At 34.1% G+C, this 22,151-nt stretch carries 18 protein-coding genes and 1 tRNA gene; 14 read left to right on the top strand and 5 right to left on the bottom strand.

What is annotated here, in order from left to right; genetic code table 11:
- Positions 1 to 566 precede the first annotated feature (566 nt).
- The gene (locus HX004_RS16250; protein ID WP_502888488.1) at positions 567 to 2,486 is read left to right on the top strand and encodes a polysaccharide biosynthesis protein; all 1,920 of its coding nucleotides are present in this window, start codon (positions 567 to 569) and stop codon (positions 2,484 to 2,486) included.
- Between the two features lie 29 nt (positions 2,487 to 2,515).
- Here HX004_RS16250 and HX004_RS16245 read toward each other — a convergent pair whose 3' ends face one another.
- The 3 genes from HX004_RS16245 to HX004_RS16235 all read right to left on the bottom strand — a co-directional run bounded on the left by HX004_RS16245 (position 2,516) and on the right by HX004_RS16235 (position 4,441).
- On the bottom strand, positions 2,516 to 3,145 hold the full coding sequence (locus HX004_RS16245; RefSeq protein ID WP_286443708.1) for a hypothetical protein: 630 nt from the start codon (positions 3,143 to 3,145) through the stop codon (positions 2,516 to 2,518).
- A gap of 57 nt (positions 3,146 to 3,202) precedes the next feature.
- Positions 3,203 to 3,931, bottom strand: a complete 729-nt coding sequence (locus tag HX004_RS16240) for a YggS family pyridoxal phosphate-dependent enzyme (protein WP_286443707.1) — start codon at positions 3,929 to 3,931, stop codon at positions 3,203 to 3,205.
- 63 nt (positions 3,932 to 3,994) lie between these two features.
- Positions 3,995 to 4,441, bottom strand: a complete 447-nt coding sequence (locus HX004_RS16235) for a GNAT family N-acetyltransferase (protein ID WP_286443706.1) — start codon at positions 4,439 to 4,441, stop codon at positions 3,995 to 3,997.
- 82 nt (positions 4,442 to 4,523) lie between these two features.
- Between HX004_RS16235 and HX004_RS16230 the strand changes: the two genes are divergently transcribed.
- The 7 genes from HX004_RS16230 (at position 4,524) to HX004_RS16200 (ending at position 12,845) form a co-directional block, all read left to right on the top strand.
- Entirely contained in the window at positions 4,524 to 5,975 is a 1,452-nt protein-coding gene (locus HX004_RS16230) for an aminotransferase-like domain-containing protein (RefSeq protein ID WP_286443705.1), read from the top strand.
- 146 nt (positions 5,976 to 6,121) lie between these two features.
- Entirely contained in the window at positions 6,122 to 6,619 is a 498-nt protein-coding gene (tpx, locus tag HX004_RS16225; RefSeq protein WP_286443704.1) for a thiol peroxidase, read from the top strand.
- A gap of 151 nt (positions 6,620 to 6,770) precedes the next feature.
- Entirely contained in the window at positions 6,771 to 9,293 is a 2,523-nt protein-coding gene (locus tag HX004_RS16220; RefSeq protein WP_286443703.1) for an FtsK/SpoIIIE family DNA translocase, read from the top strand.
- Between the two features lie 17 nt (positions 9,294 to 9,310).
- Complete coding sequence (gene lolA1 / locus HX004_RS16215) at positions 9,311 to 9,955, top strand: outer membrane lipoprotein periplasmic chaperone LolA1 (protein ID WP_286443702.1); 645 nt, start codon at positions 9,311 to 9,313, stop codon at positions 9,953 to 9,955.
- 8 nt (positions 9,956 to 9,963) lie between these two features.
- Positions 9,964 to 11,475, top strand: a complete 1,512-nt coding sequence (locus HX004_RS16210) for an LptF/LptG family permease (RefSeq protein ID WP_286443701.1) — start codon at positions 9,964 to 9,966, stop codon at positions 11,473 to 11,475.
- Between the two features lie 22 nt (positions 11,476 to 11,497).
- The gene (gene ribB, locus HX004_RS16205) at positions 11,498 to 12,634 is read left to right on the top strand and encodes a 3,4-dihydroxy-2-butanone-4-phosphate synthase (RefSeq protein ID WP_286443700.1); all 1,137 of its coding nucleotides are present in this window, start codon (positions 11,498 to 11,500) and stop codon (positions 12,632 to 12,634) included.
- A 126-nt stretch (positions 12,635 to 12,760) separates the two neighbouring features.
- A tRNA-Ser gene (locus HX004_RS16200) sits at positions 12,761 to 12,845 on the top strand.
- Positions 12,846 to 12,931: 86 nt separating this feature from the next.
- Here HX004_RS16200 and HX004_RS16195 read toward each other — a convergent pair.
- Complete coding sequence (locus tag HX004_RS16195; RefSeq protein WP_286412918.1) at positions 12,932 to 13,771, bottom strand: tyrosine-type recombinase/integrase; 840 nt, start codon at positions 13,769 to 13,771, stop codon at positions 12,932 to 12,934.
- 189 nt (positions 13,772 to 13,960) lie between these two features.
- Between HX004_RS16195 and HX004_RS16190 the strand changes: the two genes are divergently transcribed.
- The 4 genes from HX004_RS16190 to HX004_RS16175 all read left to right on the top strand — a co-directional run bounded on the left by HX004_RS16190 (position 13,961) and on the right by HX004_RS16175 (position 18,290).
- A complete protein-coding gene (locus HX004_RS16190; protein ID WP_125020289.1) occupies positions 13,961 to 14,209 on the top strand; it encodes a hypothetical protein in 249 nt (82 codons plus the stop codon).
- 354 nt (positions 14,210 to 14,563) lie between these two features.
- Positions 14,564 to 16,159, top strand: coding sequence for a ribosomal protection-like ABC-F family protein (gene abc-f, locus HX004_RS16185; protein WP_090410526.1), 1,596 nt, complete (start codon positions 14,564 to 14,566; stop codon positions 16,157 to 16,159).
- A gap of 177 nt (positions 16,160 to 16,336) precedes the next feature.
- Complete coding sequence (estT, locus tag HX004_RS16180; protein WP_165134135.1) at positions 16,337 to 17,251, top strand: macrolide hydrolase EstT; 915 nt, start codon at positions 16,337 to 16,339, stop codon at positions 17,249 to 17,251.
- Between the two features lie 175 nt (positions 17,252 to 17,426).
- Positions 17,427 to 18,290 (top strand): AadS family aminoglycoside 6-adenylyltransferase, encoded by an 864-nt coding sequence (locus tag HX004_RS16175; protein ID WP_010257826.1) that lies wholly within the window; start codon positions 17,427 to 17,429, stop codon positions 18,288 to 18,290.
- 200 nt (positions 18,291 to 18,490) lie between these two features.
- Here the strand turns inward: HX004_RS16175 and ere(D) are convergent, their stop codons facing one another.
- Positions 18,491 to 19,717, bottom strand: a complete 1,227-nt coding sequence (gene ere(D), locus HX004_RS16170) for an EreD family erythromycin esterase (protein WP_095073170.1) — start codon at positions 19,715 to 19,717, stop codon at positions 18,491 to 18,493.
- A gap of 484 nt (positions 19,718 to 20,201) precedes the next feature.
- Here ere(D) and lnu(I) point away from each other — a divergent pair, with 484 nt between their 5' ends.
- Both lnu(I) and HX004_RS16160 read left to right on the top strand, forming a co-directional pair.
- Positions 20,202 to 20,972 (top strand): lincosamide nucleotidyltransferase Lnu(I), encoded by a 771-nt coding sequence (lnu(I), locus tag HX004_RS16165; protein ID WP_008992950.1) that lies wholly within the window; start codon positions 20,202 to 20,204, stop codon positions 20,970 to 20,972.
- Between the two features lie 164 nt (positions 20,973 to 21,136).
- The gene (locus HX004_RS16160) at positions 21,137 to 21,925 is read left to right on the top strand and encodes an APH(3') family aminoglycoside O-phosphotransferase (RefSeq protein WP_154138269.1); all 789 of its coding nucleotides are present in this window, start codon (positions 21,137 to 21,139) and stop codon (positions 21,923 to 21,925) included.
- Positions 21,926 to 22,151 lie beyond the last annotated feature (226 nt).

Here is a 22,151-nt window from a genome sequence, read left to right as displayed (position 1 = left end):
TGTCGTCGCCCTTCTTTTGAAAAGCCTGATTACGCAAGTAGTCAGGCTTTTTTGTTTTATGTTATTTTGGTTTTTTGGTTTTTTGTTCGTTGAGAGGCTTTTCGATTAAAGAAGGTCTGCCTTATTTAAGGATATTCAAACACCACACAACAAACACCACACAACAAACACCACACAACAAACAACAAACAACAACCCTCTCATCAACTCACCAACCCACCTCTTACTAAAACAGCAAATCGATAGCTTTTAGAAAAATCTCTATTAAATGAGAATTTCATTCGCGTTTATATGGATAAAACATCATAAAAAGATAGTTTAATTGCATTAGAAATGGATTAATTGAGCCTATAATTCTGATTATCGGCTGAATATCCTAGTTGATATTTTGTTTAATTCCGTTTTTTTCTTTTTTAACTGTTTCTTTTTGTGATTATTTGTTTATTTTTTAGTAAATTTTATGTAAAAATTAATTAATATGAAATAGTTGAACCTTTTTTTATTTATTTAATGTTGAAAATGTACTATCTTTGATAAAAAAGAAGATTTCATCCATTCCTATTGCTATGATAGAGCGTGTAAAAAGTAGATTGAAAAGAGATATCCCTCGGGGAATAATATTCTTTATAGATATTCTCATTATTCTTTTTACTTATATTATTTCATTACTTTTTTTAAGTAATTTTTATGGAACATACGATATAGAATTAGTCTATTCCAAATTACCTATTGTCTTAGGAGCTTATATTTTTAGTTTTTGGTTAGTTAAACCCTATCGTAGTTTAATTCGTCAAACCTCGATAAAAGATATTGAGCTTGTCTTTATTACTTGTTTGTTTGCAAGTGTGTTAATTACTATACCTGCTGCTTTGCAACGCAATGGTGTTATTGCTGGTGAACAATTGGATGATTATATCAGACAATCTTATTCATTTATTGTCATGCACATGCTATTGTCTGCTGCAATTCTTGTTTGTGCTCGTTTGTTTTATAGTCAATTTTATCGCAGTTATATTTTAGATGTTCGAAATGAAAAACGCGTGTTGATCTACGGTGCAGGAGATTCTGGTTTAATTACCTTGAACGCTTTAGCAGGAGATACCAAGATTCGCACCCAAATTATAGGATTTATTGACGATAATGATAAAAAAGTAGGACAACGTATCGCTGGATATCGAATTTATAGTAGTAGGGAAATTACAACTGAATTTGTTCAACAATACCGCATTGATGATATCATTATCTCAATTCAAAATATTCAACGTGAACGCTTGAATGAAATTGCAGAGTATTTGGTTGAGTTACCTGTTAAAATAAAGATTATTCCACCAGCCACGGATTGGTTGAATGGAAAATATACGAACAAGCAAATTAAAGAATTGCGCATTGATGACTTGTTAGGACGTAAAGCTATTAATTTGGATAATCCGATTATTGGCAACGAATTAAGGGGAAAAGTAATTATGATTACTGGAGCTGCGGGTTCTATTGGAAGTGAGATTGCAAGACAGGTAGCTTTATTTGATTTCAAACAATTGATTTTGATTGATCATGCAGAGTCTCCCTTATATGATGTTCAACAATCTATGGTTTCTACTTATAAGGAACGCATTGTTTATGTTGTAGGAAATATTCGTGAAGAAGCCAATATGCGTGCAATTTTTGAAAAGTATAGACCTGAATTGGTTTATCATGCTGCGGCATATAAACATGTACCTTTGATGGAAACCTATCCTTATGAAGCGATTTACACCAATATTAAAGGAACAAAACACATTGCAGATTTGTCTGTTGCATTTGATGTTGAAAAGTTTGTAATGGTTTCTACAGATAAGGCTGTGAATCCAACTAATGTAATGGGGGCTACGAAAAGGGCAGCTGAAATTTATGTGTCTAGTTTAAAAGGAAAAGGTAAGACTAGCTTTATTGTAACGCGTTTTGGAAATGTTTTAGGATCTAATGGTTCTGTTATTCCTTTGTTTAAGCGTCAATTGGACGCAGGAGGACCTTTGACAGTTACTCATCCAGATATTACTCGTTATTTTATGACGATACCAGAAGCTTGTCAATTAGTATTGGAAGCATCAATTATGGGAAAAGGAGGTGAAATTTTTGTATTTGATATGGGGAAATCCATGAAGATTATTGATTTAGCCAAACGCATGATTCAATTAAGTGGATTGGTTTATCCCGATGATATAGATATTAAAATTACGGGACTTCGCCCAGGAGAAAAGATTTTTGAGGAGCTTTTAGCAAACGATGAGAATACTGTAAAAACACATCACGAAAAGATTATGATTGCTCAGGTAAGACAGCAAGATCTCCAAGAAGCTAAGCAATCGATTGAGCAACTTTGTCAGGGAGTTTTAAATGAAGAGACAAAGAAAGATATGATGTATTTAGTTACAACATTAAAACAAATTGTACCAGAGTTTAAATCACAGAATTCGATTTATTCTTCATTGGATCAAAAAGACACATAACAAAAAGGCTATCGAATAGATAGCCTTTTTTATTTTTGCCAAAGTTCTATACTTTGGAATTTAATTTCTTTAATTGTATTTCCCTTGGTATCTCCAATAGGTTTGTCAAGAACAACCCAATACATCATTCTTTTTTTACTTGTAGGGTTGGTATAGACACAGCTTAATAGTGGTGATTCAGGATTATTTCCACTGCCGTTTTTGTACTTCATCGGGGTGGTACAATACAGACTTAATTCATCGTAGTTGGTGTTGTAGGCGTAATTCACATCTTTGTAGTGAATTTGTTTTTTACTATCCACTGTATATTCACTTTTGAGTAGAAATTGCACGCCAAAATACAATTTGTTCTCTCGTTTTAATTGTTCAACTGTAAATCTACTTTCTTCCGCTGTTGTAAAGGGAATGTAATACATTTTATCTCCGTCAAAACCATCGAAAATACTATAGGAAAGATTGCCTGTTTTTACTTCTTTATTATCAATGTCTAAGGTCTGTAACAGTTGCTGTATTTTAGCTGTATCAGGTTGATCCATCGTCATCTCATACATGATATCTCCAATCTTCTGACCAAAATTTTTCGTTTGTGCATCAGTAGTTATGGTCAACAACGCGCACAGGACTACCATTAATAAAGTTTGTAAATTATATTTTTTCATAGTTTATGTGTTTAAACTTAAAAATACAATTTTTATGCCAAACCAATGAAGCATTTGTTATTTGTTTTCGTTCCAGTAATAGCTATCTGGATAAAGGCGTTCTCCAAAAATTGCTGTACCTACACGAACAATCGTCGCTCCTTCAGCAATGGCAATCTCTAAGTCACCACTCATTCCCATAGAGAGTTCTTGCATTTCAACATGAGGTATATTAAGTTGTATAACTTGCTGTTGTATGTCTTTTAGTAACTTAAAACAGGGGCGAATTTTATCTTCTTCAGCACTAAATAAACCAATCGTCATGAGGCCTTTAATGCGCAAGGTTGGAAACTGGGCCACTTGTTGGATGAGTTCTATTGCTTGATCAGGTGCGATGCCAAATTTACTTTCCTCGTTGGACGTATTGATTTGAATTAAGATGTCGATCGTTTTATTTTCAAGCGTTAAACGCTGATGAAGTTTAGTGGCTAAGTCCAACCGATCAACGGAATGAATACAAGAAATATCGTATTTTAAAACGTCTTTTATTTTATTGGTCTGCAAGTGGCCAATGAAGTGATTCGTTGGTTTTAGATCTAAAAGATCGTGGTATTTTTCTTTTAGTTCCTGTATTTTGTTTTCCGCAATCAAGGTTTGACCCGTTGCTAAAGCGAGGCGAATTTTCGAAGCAGGGACGGTTTTCGTAGCCAGTAGCAATCGGACTTCTTTTGGGTCTCTGTTATTTGCAATACAAGCTTTTTCGATGCGCTGTAAAATGGATGTAATATTTTCTTGAATGTGTAACATATAGGATATAAATTAAGAGAAAAACAAAATTGGCGAAGCCGAGACTCCGCCAACAAACTAGACTTATTTCCACCAATTATAGTAGTTATGCACTCCATCGTATTGAAAATCACATTTCGGATAGAGATTATTACCAATGATGTTCGTTTTTTCAGTCTCGAGCATTAATCCACAAGCACCTGTTTCATCACACCATTGTTTGCTTCGATCAATTAAGGCTACTGACAACCCTTTACCTCTGTGGTCTGGGTGTACAAATAAGTCGCTTAATAACCATTGCTTTTGCAATTTGATGTAGTGGAAAAGCTTGTACAATTGCACGAAACCAACCGCTTTATTGTCGATCATCGCTAAGAAAATATCGGATTCACCATGGAGTAAACGTTCTTTGATGAAAGTTGTACTTCCTTGTAAATCTGATTCTTGTTGATAAAATATGCGGTATAAATTAAATAATTCAGACGCTTCTTTTAGATCTTCTAGGCTCGCTTTTTTAATTGTGTAGTTCATCTTTATTTTATTTTACGAGACAAAAGTATAGGAGATTAGGACTATCTTTGTGGTCCAGTTAAGTTATAATAAGTAGTCCAATATGTTGCCATTTGAAAGAATCATCATCCTAGATCGAGAGAGTAAAATTCCCATTTATAGACAGATTGCTATTTCGTTTATCAATGCGATTAGTCAAGGAATTATCAAAGCGAATACCCATCTACCAAGCACGCGTGACTTAGCCAAGCTACTTGCTGTTCACCGCAAAACGATTGTTGCAGCTTATGAAGAACTAGAAGCGCAAGATTGGGTCGTTTCAGTACCGCGTAAATACGTAGCAGTTTCGGATAAAATCCCCAGTTTAAAGCCTAAGAAATGGTCAGAAGAGACGAATGAATCATCTTATGGAACTTTGTTTCGTTTGCCTTTTAAGCAAATAACGCCTCCTAAGACAAAATCTACTTCTCTATTAGCGGATGTAATTATAGATGATGGTTTCCCCGATGTGCGACTTTCGCCTATTGATGATTTATTAAAAATTTATCGTTCGTATACCTCAAAGAAACACAGTATTCGCAATGCAACTTTTGGCAGTGCACAAGGGAGTTTAAAATTGCGTGAAGTATTAGCTGATTATTTGTCAGAGACTCGAGGGTTAAACATTGAAAAAGAACATCTTTTGATTACCCATGGAGCACAGATGAGCATCTATTTAGCCGCACAATTACTCTTGGCAAAAGGGGATGTTGTGATTGTGGGAAAACCGAATTACGCTAAAGCGACTCAAGTATTTGAACAAACGGGAGCAACTGTACTTGAAGTAGGAGTAGATGACTGTGGTTTAATCGTGGAAGAGCTACAAGCAATTTGTGAGAAACAACCGATTAAAGCCATTTATGTGATTCCTCATCATCATTATCCGACAACCGTAACCATGAGTATTGATAGAAGAATCGCGTTGCTTAAGTTGTCTCAACAATATGCATTTACCATTATCGAAGATGATTACGACTATGATTATCACTATGCCTCTTCTCCTTATTTACCTTTAGCCAGTAGTCCACATCAAGGCAATATCATTTATATCGGATCTTTTTCTAAACTTCTAGATCCTTCAATTCGCATTGGGTTTATGGTCGCTCCTTTTAATTTTATTGAACAAGGTGTAGCATTGCGTAAATTAATTGATGTAGGTGTTGATGGTTATATGCAAAATGCACTGGCCGAGTTGATTAAAATGGGGGAGTTAAAACGACATATTAAGAAAGCGAAGAAATGCTATTTTTCGCGTCGGGATTATTTAGATCAATTGTTGCAAGAACACTTGAGCACTCATTTGACGTATAGTCTACCTTCAGGAGGGATGGCTATATGGTTGATGCTAAACAAACCTGGGCTTGTGGAATATTTAGTTCGACATCCACAGCTATCTATTAAACGATCTGCAATTGAATTAAATGCATTCCGCTTTGGTTTTGCGTCAATGAATGAGAAAGAATTAGAACAAACAGTATTGTTGTTGAAGAAGGTTATTGAAAGTTATGAGTTATGAGTTATGAGTTATGAGTTCTCCTCTAGGGATATATGTCCTAAAATCTTCTTCCTATGAAATAGTCTGTTTTGCGATAAGACTTCGCAATAATTAAATCAAATAGTTGGGCATTTTTTCTTATTTTTGTTTGAATAAAAAAGTAAGGTATGGCAACAGTTACATTAAAAAATAATCCGTTTCACACAGTAGGTGAATTACCAAGTGTAGGTTCGGTAGCTCCTAATTTTGAATTAGTTGGAGTAGATTTATCTACAAAAAAATTAGCGGATTTCGCAGGTAAAAAAGTAGTTTTAAATATTTTTCCTAGCGTAGATACGCCAACATGTGCAACATCTGTTCGCACGTTCAATCAGAAAGCTGCACAATTAGCAAATACTGTGGTATTGTGTATTTCTAAAGATTTGCCTTTTGCTCAGACTCGTTTTTGTGGGGCTGAAGGAATTGACAATGTTGTGATGTTGTCTGACTTTAGAGCAGGAGCATTTGGACAAGCTTATGGGTTGACTTTTACTGATGGACCTTTAACAGGTTTATTATCGCGTTCAATTGTTGTGCTTAACGAAGAAGGACAAGTTGTTTATACCGAACAAGTTGCCGAAACAGCAGACGAACCAAACTATGAATTAGCTTTAGCTGCTTTGTAAGCAGATTAAAAGTAGCGCATGTAAAAAAGATATTTTTAAAGAAAGTGATTCATTTGCTCGTTAAATGAAGTACATTTTTTAAAGATATCTTTTACTTTATTACATTAGCGAGCAAAGTGTAAAAGCCTATCTTATCAATTGCAATGTATAAATGGAAAGAGAAAATAAATCAACAAAGAAAAAAACAGCCCCGCTTGAACAAAAAAAATACGATACGACTATTTTAAAAAATTCGCGTTTCCTATTTTCTATCTTATTGATTATTGTAGGGATATCCCTTACTTTGAGTTTTGTTTCTTATTTTATTACTGGAATAGAAGATCAGAGTAATTTAATTGATGTAGGAAATAGAGAGCTTGAAGTAAATAACTGGTTGGGTAAACTAGGTGCTTATTTGGGACATGTGTTTATTTACCAAGGGTTTGGATTAGCCTCTTTTTTCTTTGCTAAGTTATTAGTCCACACCGGAGTCTATGCTTTTTTTGGCATTGCTTCAAAAAGAATAAAAAAAGTTATCTTTTGGGATCTTACTTCCATGGTATTATTAGGTGCATTTTTAGGTTTCTTTTGGAAATCTAATCCGCTCTTAGGTGGTACAGTAGGCTATGAGATTAATTTGTATTTAACGGATTACTTGGGAACTGCAGGTACTATCTTGTTGATTAGCTTTATTACGTTGACTTTCTTTTTGTTCCGATATAAATTATCTCCTACAAGAATTCGCGATTTTATCGCGGCTATGCCTGAAAAGTTTGCTAAAATTTCTCCAGCTAGTAAGTTAGATGATGCTTCTTTTGACAAAGAGATACCTTCAACTCCAGTGGTGAATCAAGCGACAGTAAAAGTAGAGACAGAAGATCAAAAAGAACCAATTGCCTCTGTAGAAGATAAGGTAGTAAAAGCTATTCAACCTGAAGAGGAAATCCGCGAAAAGGAAGTGCAACCTTCTGCTTTTTCTATTGATCACAAAAGTATTAAACCGACAATTGGACATAGTTCTGAATTGAATCTACCCCTTAAAAAAGAAGGCGCTGAACATAAAAAAGAGGAAGGATTTAAACCTATTTCTACAGAAGAATTCGTGATTGAGGCTCCAAAAGATGAGGGTACTGTAGAAGAAAATTTAGCGGCTCAATTGGTACAAGATTTTGGAGAATTTGATCCTACCTTAGAGTTGTCTAATTACCAATTTCCATCTATAGATTTATTGAAAGATTACGGAACAGGTAGTATTACTATAAATCAAGAGGAATTAGAAGAGAATAAGAATAATATCGTAGAAACGTTACGCAATTATAAGATTGATATTGCACAAATTAAAGCTACGGTAGGACCGACGGTAACACTGTACGAAATTGTACCAGAAGCAGGGGTGCGTATTTCTAAAATTAAAAACTTAGAGGATGATATTGCTTTGTCCTTGGCGGCTTTGGGAATTCGTATTATTGCACCTATTCCAGGAAAAGGAACCATTGGTATTGAGGTTCCAAATACAAGTCCATCTACGGTGTCTATGCGCAGTGTAATTGGTTCTCCTAAGTTTCAAAGTGCAGAAATGGAATTACCCGTTGCTTTGGGGAAAACAATTTCCAATGAAACGTTTGTGGTGGATTTGGCAAAAATGCCTCACTTATTGATGGCAGGAGCTACAGGACAAGGGAAGTCCGTAGGATTAAATGCTTTATTAACGTCCTTGCTATACAAGAAACACCCCGCAGAGGTGAAATTTGTCTTAGTCGATCCGAAGAAAGTAGAGTTGACCCTATTCAATAAGATTGAACGCCACTATTTGGCAAAACTACCGGATTCTGAGGAAGCGATTATCACAGACAATACTAAGGTTATCAATACATTGAATTCACTTTGTATTGAAATGGATAACCGTTATAGTTTGCTGAAGGATGCGATGGTGCGCAACATCAAGGAATACAATGAGAAATTTAAACAGAGACGTTTAAATCCAGAAAATGGACATCGTTTTTTACCTTATATCGTTTTGGTTATTGACGAGTTTGCGGATTTGATTATGACTGCAGGAAAAGACGTTGAAACACCTATTGCGCGTTTGGCACAGTTAGCTCGTGCAATTGGAATTCACTTGATTATTGCAACTCAACGTCCTTCCGTTAACGTAATTACGGGGATTATTAAAGCAAACTTCCCTGCGCGAATTGCATTTCGCGTAACTTCTAAGATTGACTCCCGTACGATTCTCGATCAACAAGGGGCAGATCAGTTAATTGGTAGAGGGGATTTACTGTATACTCAAGGAAATGATCTTGTTCGCGTGCAATGTGCATTTGTCGATACACCAGAAGTAGAAAAAATTACGGAATATATCGGTGGACAGAAAGCGTATCCAGATGCGTATTTGTTGCCTGAATATGTGGGTGAGGAAGGAAGCTTATCTGCTTTGGATATGGATATTAGTGAGCGTGATTCTCTATTTAGAGAGGCTGCGGAAATTATAGTTACCGCTCAGCAGGGATCAGCGTCTTTGCTACAGCGAAAATTAAAACTAGGCTATAATCGCGCTGGACGAATTATTGACCAATTAGAAGCCGCAGGTATCGTAGGCCCTTTTGAAGGAAGTAAAGCGCGTAGTGTATTAATTCCAGATTTAGTAGCTTTAGATCACTTCTTTCAAGAAGAACAAAACGACTTATTTAACTAAGAAAACCAAGAGTAAACATGAAAAAAATAGTATTTCTTTTATTAGTGTGTAGTACAGCGCTAACGTATGGACAAAGTAGTCAACGTGCGAGAAATTATTTGGATGAAGTAAATAAGAAAATAGCCAGTTATTCAACTATTTCAATTGATTTTCACTACGCTCAGATCGATGGGAAATCAGGTGATGTTAATCAAGAAACAGATGGACATATCGATTTAAAAGAGAATTTGTATCGCTTGACGTTTATGGATATGACGCGTATTTTCGATGGAAAGAAGATTTACACGATTAGCGATGAGGATAAAGAAGTAACAGTTTCAAAATACGATCCCAAAAAAATAGACAATGCGCTACCTTTACAAATATTGACTTTCTATAAAGAAGGGTATGACTTGCAATGGGATATTTTACAGAATATTAAAGGCAAAGAAATTCAATACATTAAATTAATTCCACTAGATAAAAAATCGGGGATTAAAGAGGTATTGGTAGGTGTAGATCACGCAACAAAACAGATTTATACCAAGATTCAAGTGAATAAAAATGGTTCGAAGTCAGTCTTGACGGTTAAATCTTTTAAAACTAACCAAACTATGTCGAAAAATCATTTTACCTTTACAAGCGCAGATTATTCAACTTATTACATCAATAACATAGATTAATTCCTTTCGTGAAAATACTTGATCGCTATATACTAACCTCTTTTGTATCGACGCTGTTTACAGTGTTTATCATTCTTTACTTTATCTTTATTTTACAGGGAATTTGGTTGTTTATTACTGAATTAGCTGGTAAAGATTTAGATTTCTTTATCATCGTACAATTTCTATTGTTTTATTCGCCTAAGATGATTCCGCTGGTTTTGCCTTTATCTGTTTTATTGGCATCGATTATGACCTTTGGAAACTTTGCTGAACACTATGAATTTGCTGCGATGAAAGCTTCGGGAATTTCATTGAAAAGAGCCATGCAACCGCTGTCTATTTTTATTGCTATACTGGCTTTAATCTCGTTTTGGTTTGCGAATGATGTGATTCCAAAAGCGGAATATCGCTTTATCAATATGCGAAAAGAGATTCTACAAACGAAACCTGCCATGGCGATTGCCGCAGGACAGTTTAATGATGTAGGAGCGATTAATATAAAAGTTGATAAGAAAACAGGCGAAAAAGGACAGTATTTAGAGAATGTAACCATGCACATTAAATCGGCATCAGGTTATGATAATAAAGCGGTTATTCGCTCTGTTGATGGGGAGTTAGAGTCAGACAATTCTTCTAGTATTTTGCAATTGCATTTATTCGACGGAAATTATTACGAAGATGTCGTGCCGAAGTCGACAGCTCAAATGCGCAAGAGACCGTTTACCAAAGTGGCTTTTGAAAAATATACCATGAATATTGATCTTGGTGCTTTGCAAGATGATGGTATGGAAAGAGAAGAAATTAAGAATACCTACCATATGTTGAATATTAAAGAGTTAACCTATACCATTGATTCTTTAGAAACAGCCTTGGTTCGCGATAAAAACTCCAATATGGAGAATATGTTACTGCGTTATAACAGCATTTACAATCCCTATAATTACAAGAAGAGTGTAGCTTCAGCTACAGTAGAAAAGGAAGCAAAAGATTCGATTAAAGAGAAAGCAATTGACTTAAAAGGGAATGCTTTAGCCAATTTCTCTGAATCCATGCAAGGAAGAATTTTGCAGTCTTCGATTGATTATACGAATAATATTGTGTTTAATACGGAGTCAAATGATGTCGCTTCATTGGGACAGATTAAAAAACTAAATGATCACTATTTAGCGTTATATGAAAAATTCGTGATTGCCTATTCTTGCTTTTTGATGTATTTTATTGGAGCTCCTCTAGGTGCTATTATTCGAAAAGGAGGGTTGGGATTGCCAATTGTATTTGCGGTGATTATCTTTATTTTATATCACTTTGTCAATACATTCGGAAAAAAATTGGCGCAAGAGGATGGAATACAACCTGTTTTAGGGGCTTGGGCGGGAGCTATGGTGCTTACTCCTTTGGCTATCTTCTTAACCTTAAAAGCAACACGCGATAATGGAGAGGTGAATTTCTTGGGATTCTTTTCAACAATTGGAGATTTCTTTAAGGGATTATTGACCAAAAAACAGCCAGCAAAAGAAGAAGAACAAACAATAGAATAACACACAACAAAAAATATTTATTATGTCAACGAATCATATTCAATTAAATACGATAGAAGAAGCTATAGAAGATATTAGAGCGGGAAAAGTAATTATTGTCGTGGATGATGAAGATCGTGAGAATGAAGGGGATTTTATAGCAGCAGCGGAGATGGCCACACCAGAGATGATTAATTTCATGGCTACACATGGACGTGGTTTAATCTGTGCTCCATTGAATGAAAAGCGCTGTAGAGAATTAGATTTAAAACCAATGGTTCAAAATAATACGGTATTGCATCAAACGGCGTTTACAGTTTCTATCGATTTAATCGGTAATGGCTGTACAACGGGGATTTCAGTACAAGACCGTGCAAAGACTATTTTGTCGTTGGTTGATGATAGCACTAAACCAGAGGATTTAGGACGTCCGGGACATATATTTCCTTTGATTGCCAAACAAGGCGGTGTTTTACGTCGTACAGGGCATACAGAAGCAGCAGTAGATTTAGCGCGTTTAGCTGGATTTAAATCTGCGGGGATTTTAGTTGAGATTTTAAATGAGGATGGAACGATGGCTCGTCTTCCGCAATTAGTTGAAGTAGCGAAGAAATGGGATTTAAAAATTATTTCAATCGAAGCTTTAGTTGCTTATCGCATGAAACACGATAGCTTGATTGATAAAAAAGAAGATTTTGAAATCGAAACGCGTTTCGGAAAATTTAGATTGCGCGCATACCAACAAATTACAAACAAACAAATCCACATCGCCTTAACAAGAGGAGAGTGGAAAGAGGATGAGGCGGTTTTAACGCGTATCAATTCAATGATTGGAAGTAATGACATTTTAGATGCGTTGAGCGGAAAATTAGACGTGCGCATTGAGTCGGCCTTTAACAAGATAAACGAAGAAGGAAAAGGGGCTATTTTATTCATCAATCAAGATGCACAAAACATTAGTTTGTTGAGACGATTGAGTTTTATCAAGGATCAATTGAATGGAACTTTGGATATGGAAACGCCAAAATTACCAGGAGATGAGAAAGACTTCGGTATTGGTGCTCAGATTTTACACGATTTGGGAATCACCAATATTCGCCTAATGACCAATTCTGAACCAGAAAAACGCGTGGGAATGATCGGATATGGTTTAGAAATTACAGATTACGTGACTTATTAACTCGCAATATAAGAGGTAGTTGGAGATGTAGCGTGAATTTTTATTAAAAAAATAAATTTTCTTTTTTGCATAATTAAAAAAACACGCTATATTTGCACTCGCAATACAGAAGTAAAGCAGACTACTGGAGAAATGGCAGAGTGGTCGATTGCGGCAGTCTTGAAAACTGTTGACTGTAACAGGTCCGGGGGTTCGAATCCCTCTTTCTCCGCAATAAATACTGATAATTAGTCAGTTAAAGCGTAAACACCCAATTTTACACCCAAAAATGTAAAGTTGGGTGTTTTTTATTTTAGGTTACAAAAAATCTAATGGACTTGGTGTCGATTTCTTATCTATATCTGTAATATGAGTGTAAATCATGGTTGTTCTAATATCACTATGTCCTAATAATTCTTGTACAACCCGAATGTCAATTCCGCTTTTTATTAAATGTGTGGCGTACGAATGACGCAAAGTATGCACACTGCCTTTTGTTGCAATATTGGCTTTTTTCATTGACTTTTTCAAAACTAACTGAACACTTCTTTCGCTGTATTGCTCATCATTAGTTCCTTCGAATAAAAATATTTTGGGTTTATATTCAATATAATATTCTCGCAACAAACTTAATAACTTATCAGGTAAAGCTACCAGCCTATCTTTATTCCCTTTGCTTTGTTGTATTAGCAGTAAATTACTGTCGGATTTTACATCGGTTAGTTTAAGATTTATTAACTCACTTAAGCGTAATCCACAACTGTAAATAGTGGTAAGAATTGCTTTATGCTTTAAATTTTCTGTAGCATTTAATATTTTTCTTACTTCTTCTTGAGAAAAGAAAGTAGGCAGTTGGGTTGATTTTCGTTTAGGATATAAATAATTCAATTCTATCGTTTGATTATTGACCAACTCATAAATCTTCTTAATTGCCCCAACTAAAGAGCGTTGATAAGATGCACTAATATTGTCTTGAAATACTTTTTCATTAATAAAACCCTCTATTTCAGCAATAGGTATTTCGTTGAGCGTACGATATTTATTCATATACTCTAAGAATATTTGTGCATAACCACAATACGATTTTATCGTATTATTGGCATAGCGTTGCACTTGCAATCGGTCATGTAAAGTTTTTAATATTGTTTCGCTATCCATACTTAAATAAATCTAATTGAACCTATTTTGTTTCGCTATCCACAAAAAACAACTTACTAAGTATCTAATTTACAAAAAAATAATTATATTAGTAACAGATTTTACGAAATGCGCATATAGGTGTTATTTTACGAAACTACACCTTATTTTATTTCGTAAAATAACAATGTTATATGTAATGTTTGAAAAATGGAGTATAATATAGAAAATGAACAAAAAGAAATTATCACGAAGAAAATTGGTTATGAAGCTATGCTTTATGTTTTAAAAACATATTATGAAAATAGTGGCTCAAATGATTTAACTGACATTCTTAGTGGAGGTGAATATTGGTTGGGTGAAGAAAAACCAATTGATTCAGCTTTTTGGTATTATTGGATTGACGCAATTGAAAAAGTAGAACGCGAAGGTCCAATGTTTAAAGAATTTATCAAATAAACACTACATATAACATCTGTTTCGCAAAATGCGGTGTAAAGGCTTTTTTTTAAAGTTTTGGCTTTTTAAGTCGCAATTACATTTCGTTTTGTAAAAAATATTAAATTTACAAAAACCAAAATGTTTTGCTTGTGTTTGAGATTTTCTTTAAACTTGGTTTTTTGAAATTCCCGCACTTCGCGAAGCTGCGGCTCGTTATCGGCAATACGAAATAAAGTAGTTCAGAAAAAATATTATATTTGCAACATAAATAAAAAGTAAGCAGAAAATGTAAAAATTAATTTCTTAGACAATCTAACAATCAGCTCAAAAAATTGGGCTCCCACTTTTGTTAAACTCAAAAAGAAATTAATTATGCTTACGATTCAAAATTTATCCTATTCACATCCCAATAAAAATACGCTGTTTACTAATTTAAGTATGACAGTAAACCATTCCGATAAAATTGCATTAATTGGCAATAATGGTGTTGGAAAATCTACTTTACTCAAACTTATAGCCAAGGAATTAGAACCTGATGACGGACAAATTTCCTCCGAAACCAAACCCTATTATATTCCTCAAATTTTCGGTCAGTTTAATGATTTGACAATTGCCCAAGCCTTACAAGTTGAAACCAAACTCAATGCTTTACACGAAATTTTAAACGGAAGTGTAGATGAAAAGAATTATAGCCTTTTAAATGACGATTGGACGATAGAAGAAAAATGTCAAGAAGCCCTAAGCTATTGGGATATTTCTGATTTATCACTATCTCAAAAATTAAGCGAATTAAGTGGAGGACAAAAAACAAAAGTCTTTCTCGCAGGTATATTTATTCATCAACCATCATTTGTTTTATTAGATGAACCCAGTAATCATCTTGACAAATCCAGTAGAGACTTACTATACGATTTTATTCAAACCTCAAGAGCAACTTTTATAATCGTTAGCCACGACCGAGAGTTACTTCAGTTATTAAATCCTATTTGTGAGCTCAACAGAAATGAAATTAAAGTTTATGGCGGAAACTATGAATTTTATAAAGAGCAAAAAGAAATTGAACAAAACGCCTTAAGTCAAGATATTCAGAGCAAAGAAAAAGCACTTAGAAAGGCGAAAGAAAAGGAGCGAAAAACAATTGAACGACAACAAAAATTAGATGTTCGAGCAAAAAAGAATTTAGGAAAAGCTGGACTTCCCAAGATAGTATCAGATGCTTGGAAGAATAATGCTGAAAGAAGCTCAGCAAAAATTGCCGGAGTTCATTCAGATAAAATTAATGGTATAAAAGAAGAACTTCAAGATTTGAGGCTTTCCGTTTCTGATATAGAACAAATGAAATTTGAATTTGATTCTTCCAATCTTCATAAAGGTAAAAATCTGTTTATAGCAGAAAATATCAATTTCGCATATAGAACAGGAGGTTTATTATGGGAGAAACCTCTAAACATTCAAATTGTCAGCGGTGAACGAATTGCTATCAACGGAAAAAATGGAACAGGAAAAACCACACTTATCCAAATAATACTCGGAAAACTTAAACCAACGGAAGGAAAAATATTTATTGCTGAAAGTCATTCTGTTTATATTGACCAAGATTATTCTTTAATCAATAATCATTTACAGATTTATGAACAAGCTCAAGAATTTAATCAAACCGGCCTTCAGGAACACGAAGTAAAAATCAGATTAGACCGTTTTTTATTTTCAAAAGATGATTGGGATAAGCCTTGTCATACATTGAGTGGCGGAGAAAGAATGCGGTTAATGTTGTGTTGTTTAAACATTGCTAATCAATCTCCCGACATTATTATCTTAGATGAACCTACCAATAATTTAGACCTTCAAAACATCGAAATTTTAACCAATGCAATCAATGAATATGAAGGAACTTTAATTGTAATTTCCCACGATAAAACGTTCTTACAAGAAATAAATATTGAACGAACTATTGAATTAATGAAGTAAAGCCGATAACATCGGTTTTGCAAGAGAGCGGGTTATTGTTTCCGTTCAAAGATTTTCGTTATATTTAAAGTTCCGTCTTCGCTTGGAAGTCTTATGCTAAAATCCGCTCCCTCGCAAAGCCGCGGCCCGTTAGCGGGCATTGTGAAAGATACCAGCATAACAGTTAAACATTGATAAATGAAAAAAAAACTACTTTGGATATTAATTTTAGGACTGATAATAATCAGTTGCAAACAAAGGAAAACAGAAATGAAAGAGAAAATAATTAAAACAAACGGCATTGAACTCTGTACGGATAGTTTTGGAAATAAGAAAAATCCAGCAATCCTTTTGGTAGCAGGTGCAACCGTATCAATGCTGTATTGGGACACTGAATTTTGCCAACAATTATCTGAAAAAGGATTTTTTGTTATTCGTTACGACAACAGAGATGTAGGAAAATCCACTAATTATGAACCAGGTTCTACTCCATACGATATTGTTGACTTAACTAATGACGCTATTTCAATATTGGATGGCTACAAGATTGACAAAGCACATTTTGTGGGGATTTCTTTGGGCGGACTAATTTCTCAAATAGCATCAATAAAGTTTGCCGACAGAGTTAACTCCTTAACTCTTATGTCATCAGGCCCTTGGGGAGACTCAGACCCAACTATACCTGAAATGGACACGAGTATTTTAGATTTCCATAGTAAAGCAGGTACAGTCAATTGGACAAATGAAGACAGTGTGGTAAACTATTTAATTCAGGGTGCAGAATTAATGAGTGGCAAGAAACAATTTGACAAACAAAGAAGTGAAAAACTGATAAGAGCTGAGTTCAATAGAGCCAACAATTATATAAGTATGTTCAATCACGCTGCATTGCAAGGTGGTGAAGAATATTGGAACAGATTAAACGAAATCAAACAACCCACCTTAATTATCCACGGAACAGACGACAAAATTTGGCATTATAAGAATGCAGGTTTTTTACTAGAAAAAATAAAAGGTTCAAATCTAATCACCCTTGAAGGTACAGGACACGAATTACACGTTGATGATTGGAAATCAATAATTGATGGAATAGAAAAACACATAAATGACTGATAAACAAAAACAACGACCCGCTAACAATGTATATAAAAAATAGGCGAAACAGTAGTAAATTCAAGGCTTTTGGCTCGTATTATACTTTGTGCTTAACCGAAAATTTGGCACTTCGAAATCGCCTACTTTTCATATACTAACCGTTGTACGACATAGTAAAACCGAACCAAACAAAATGAAAGTCAGAGAAGAAAAGTTAAGAACAATTATAGAATGGTCGGAGAAAAACGAAGATGTAAGAGTTCTTCTTCTGACAAGTTCACTTGTAAATCCTTTAGCACTTGTTGACGAATTTAGTGATTTAGACATTGAATTTGTTTTTGAGGATAATACAAATTACATTTCAGACAAAAGCTGGACGCTTAAATTCGGAAATCCAATTGCTATGATTGAAGAAGACGAAAGTTGTTTTAACCATAAACACGCAATGAAAATGCTACTTTATGAAGACGGTGTGAAAGTAGATTTTAAACTTTACAGCAAATCAAAATTTATAAAGGAAACGCAAGAGAAAGAATTACCAGAAGATTGGGATATTGGTTATAAAATTTTAATTGATAAAGATGGTATTACAAAGCAAATGCTGAAACCAACTTATCAAATTTCCATTATCAAAAAACCGTCTGAAAAAGAGTTTCAAAATCTAATAAACGATTTTTGGTGGGACACAACTTACGTGGCAAAGTGTCTTGTGAGAGATGAAATATTCTATGCGAAATTTATGTCGGAAACCGTTATTCGCACAGAATATTTAATTCCTTTAATTGAATGGCACATTGCAAGTGAACACAATTGGAACATAACGACCAATAAATATGGACGACTTTTCAAAAAGTATCTTAACCAGGAAATGTGGGCTAAAACAGAACAAACATTTTCAGGGAGCAATATAAAGGAAAATTGGACTGCTCTATTTTCAATGACTGATTTAGTTTCAGAAATAGGAACTGAATTGTCAAAAAAATTAGAGTACAAATACCCGGATAAATTAGAAAATGACATACGAAAATATTTAGCTGGACTAAAACCCAAAACATAACTACGTCGTACAACATCGTATTGGCAATAGGCGGGCTGAACGGCTTCGTATCAACGGAAGTGCAAAATTCAATTTCTGTTCTTCGATTAAAGTTCAGTGCTAAAAATCCCGCCCATCGCCAATACGCGGCACGTTATGTGAAAGAATAAAACGGCACCTCCAAAAAGAAAGTGCCGTTTCGAAATTAAATTTATAAATTCTCAATCCACTACTTCTGAAACAGTTGATTTTTCTATTAGAAAAATTCCGTCAAAAGCTTCTTCTATTTCAGTTTTTAGGCACATCGAATCAAATCGAATCTTATTACAATTTTTTAATTCCGTACTTCTGTTCATTAGTAAACAGCATTCTTTTCCTCCAAATTCTTGCATAATAAATTCAACAGAATCCGACTCTGGAAAATCAAGTGGAAATTTATCAACCCTAAAGCCAAATTGATAATCATTATCAGGATACAATGCCGCAGTTTCTCCACGTAGATTAGTTATTGCAAATGCTTTATATTTTTCTCCAAAAGTCATCGAAAGTCTTTGCCCCATTGGATAACAACTAATAAATCCATCAAAATCTACCGGAGTTTTTTGAATGTGAGCATTGTGGGCAACCAAAATAATCTTTTTACCAAGTGAATTTTTCAAAAACCAATCAATGCTTTCTGCCATATACTGGTCTTTTGCTCCCATATCTCCTTCAATTCCCCTTTCAGTAATGAAACTTTCCATAGCATCAGCATTATAATTCATATAAATCAAGCCTTTAACTTGATGAACTATCGATTGAAATTCTAAACTTTCTAATTTTGGTTGAAGAGTAATCAAACGAATGTAAACTTTTAATAGCAATGCTTTTAATTCATTATGTTCAGCTTCATCAAAAAGCGATAAATTTAACGCAAGCTGAGAAGTCGAATAGAAATCAAATTTCTCAGCAAGATTTAAAATCTTCTGTAAGACATCAGAAGAAACGATTGAAAGTCTTTGCAAATAATCAGATACAATACGAAAGTTTGGAAAATAAGAACCTCCATTTTTAGGAATATCCACACCTAAAAAGGTAATTTGATTATTATTGTCTTGATTATACCGACGAAGCCATAGCAAAGTATCTTTAAACTCATTTGGATAATAAAAGTGTGACAGTAACTTATCCAAATCGTCGAATGGAATTTGTGATTTTATCCACTTATCAACTTCTAATCCTTCAGAAAAACCAAACTCAAATGCCAAGGTGTCAAAATCACATTCAGTTACTAAAAACTCAATAACTTGATGCCTGAATGTAAAAAACTCTTTTATGAAATGTGAGTTTTCGCCTAAACCAACAATTGTAGAAGAATCAAAATATTCTCGAAATCGAAAAAGACTTTGTTTTATGGATGTATTATTTTCCGAATTAAACGGAAAAGTTAAGGGTTTTATATTTTTCATTATTACCTTATTTTAAATTAAAAATTAACGTACCAAATAGCAACCGTCTCAAAAAGACGATTTAATAATTTACTTTAATTTTTAATTACCAAGGCTTGCTGAAATACATAAAATGTGAATTATTTGAATACAAAGATACTAAAAATTCCTTCACATAACATCGCATTGGCAAAATGGCAGGTTAAGTGCTAAATTGAAAGTTTCTGCATTTTATTCCGCCGAATGTGTTCCACATTCGCTTTTTATTTGTAAGTTAGCTCTGTGGAAACACATCGGCTACGTTCTCGCTAAATTGAACTTTTTGTCCAATTTATCCGCCACTTCGCCAATGCGTTTCCCGTTGGCGGTAATTTGAAGAAACAATTAACAACGAAAAACATTCAAGAAAATGAAGCTATAAGTAACTGTAAGATAGAATAAGAATTGAAATATCCTTTAATACGCAAAGTAGAAAGGGCGATTGTTAATATTAAAAAATTAGAAAATGACACAGTTACAAATGATTGACAAAACAAAGTCAATAGCTCAAAATGATAAAAATATTTCTGCCGTATTTATGTACGGGTCATTTACCAAAAATGAAGGGGACAAATATTCAGATATTGAATTCTACATCTTCTTGAAGGATAAAGAAAATTTTTCCGCTGAAAATTGGGTAAGCCAAATTCATCCTTTGGCATTATATTTTACCAACGAGTATGGAAGTGAAGTTGCCATTTTTGAAAATATGATAAGGGGGGAGTTTCATTTTTTGACAAACGACCAAATGGAAGTTATCAAATCGTGGGACGGTTTGGTAGAGTTTAGCGACTTTGACAAGATGATTTTAGTAGATAAAGAAGATTTATTGACTAACACGCTCAAAGAAATAAAAACTAAAGTACCTGATCGAACAACAAATGAAAATATCCTGTGGTTGAGCCAATCATTGTTGAATGTTTTACTTACAACAAGCAACTTAATTAAACGACAGGAATTTGCTCACGCTTACCAAAGCTTATCAAATGTTCAAAAATATTTACTTTGGTTAATAAGAATTGAAACATACCAAACCAAACATTGGGAAAGTCCAACAAAAAGCTTGGAAAAAGACATAGACCCAGATTGGTATTCGTTATTTCAGGAGACAACATCAGAATTAGATCCGACAGATATTAAAACAGCTTTCAAGAAGACATTAACATTGACTGAAAAACTTTTTGATAATCTTGGAGTTGAAGCAAAATTAAAGGGGGTATTAAGGAGAATTGAATAAAAAAAACTACCGCCAACATTGTATAAGCGTAATGCGGGCTGAACTGCTAAATTTGAGCATTTTTGCTCCTAAGAAACTTTGTGGTGGGCGGACAGTGAATTGCTCCGAAATCCCGCACTACGCTTATACTTGACCGTTGGTGGCAAGGCTAAAAGACACAGCAAATGGACATCAGTAAAGACGTAAAAAATCAACTTGACAAATATTTTGGAAATTATACTACCACACAAATTTCAGGTGGTTCAACAAATGCTGAATTGTTCAGGGTTACGACAGATGAATCAAAGAGTTTTATTCTCAAAAAACAAATTTATAGTAACCATAATGTAAACCTCAAATACGATTATCAAAATTATTTATGGCTTGACGGAAAAATTCCAGTTCCTAAGATTATTTTTTATGAACAATTAAGCGACTTTGAATTGTTATGTATGACGGAACTGCAAGGAAAAACTCTTGAATATTATTTTGATAAAATAGAAACTGAAGAAATTATTAAGCAATATGCAATATCATTGAAAAAACTTCATTCTTTGAAAATTGACAATACTGCGTTGGTTCAACACCTTGACTTGAAAATTTCAAAAGCAAGATTTAATTTAGATAGTGGGTTAATTGATTTTACAGACTTACAACCCGAAAATCAAACTTACAGCCCCGAAGAACTATTTGTGAAATTATTAAGCATAAAGCCATCAGACTATGAATTAGTGTTTACACACGGAGATTACTGTTTTGACAACTTAATTTTTGACAATCATAACTTAAGTGGTTTTATAGACATTGGCAATGGAGGTATAACAGATAAATATCAAGATATTGCACTTGCTGTTAGAAACATACGAGATAATTTTAGACCAGAAATGGTTGACATATTTTACAAGGTATATGGACTTGATAAGCCAAACAAAAATAAAATAGAGTTTTATATATTATTAGACGAGTTCTTTTGAAAGAAGCCCAGCCACCAACATCGTATTGGCAATAGTGGGGCTGATAGTTATAAATTCAACATTTGTGCTTCTATCGGGCATTAGTGCAAATGTTGGGCTGACGTTTTTCAAATGCCCCACCATCGCCAATACGTAACCGTTATGCGTCAGTGTAAAAAAAGAAAAGACAGAGATTTATTCACTGAAAAGTCTTTGACGAACTGTCCGTTTTTTCGACATAGACAGA

The sequence above is a fragment of the Myroides sp. 1354 genome (assembly GCF_030324495.1).
GTDB lineage: Bacteria > Bacteroidota > Bacteroidia > Flavobacteriales > Flavobacteriaceae > Flavobacterium.
Note: the sequence above shows the minus strand (reverse complement) of the source record. Positions and strands in the feature narration are given on the sequence as shown.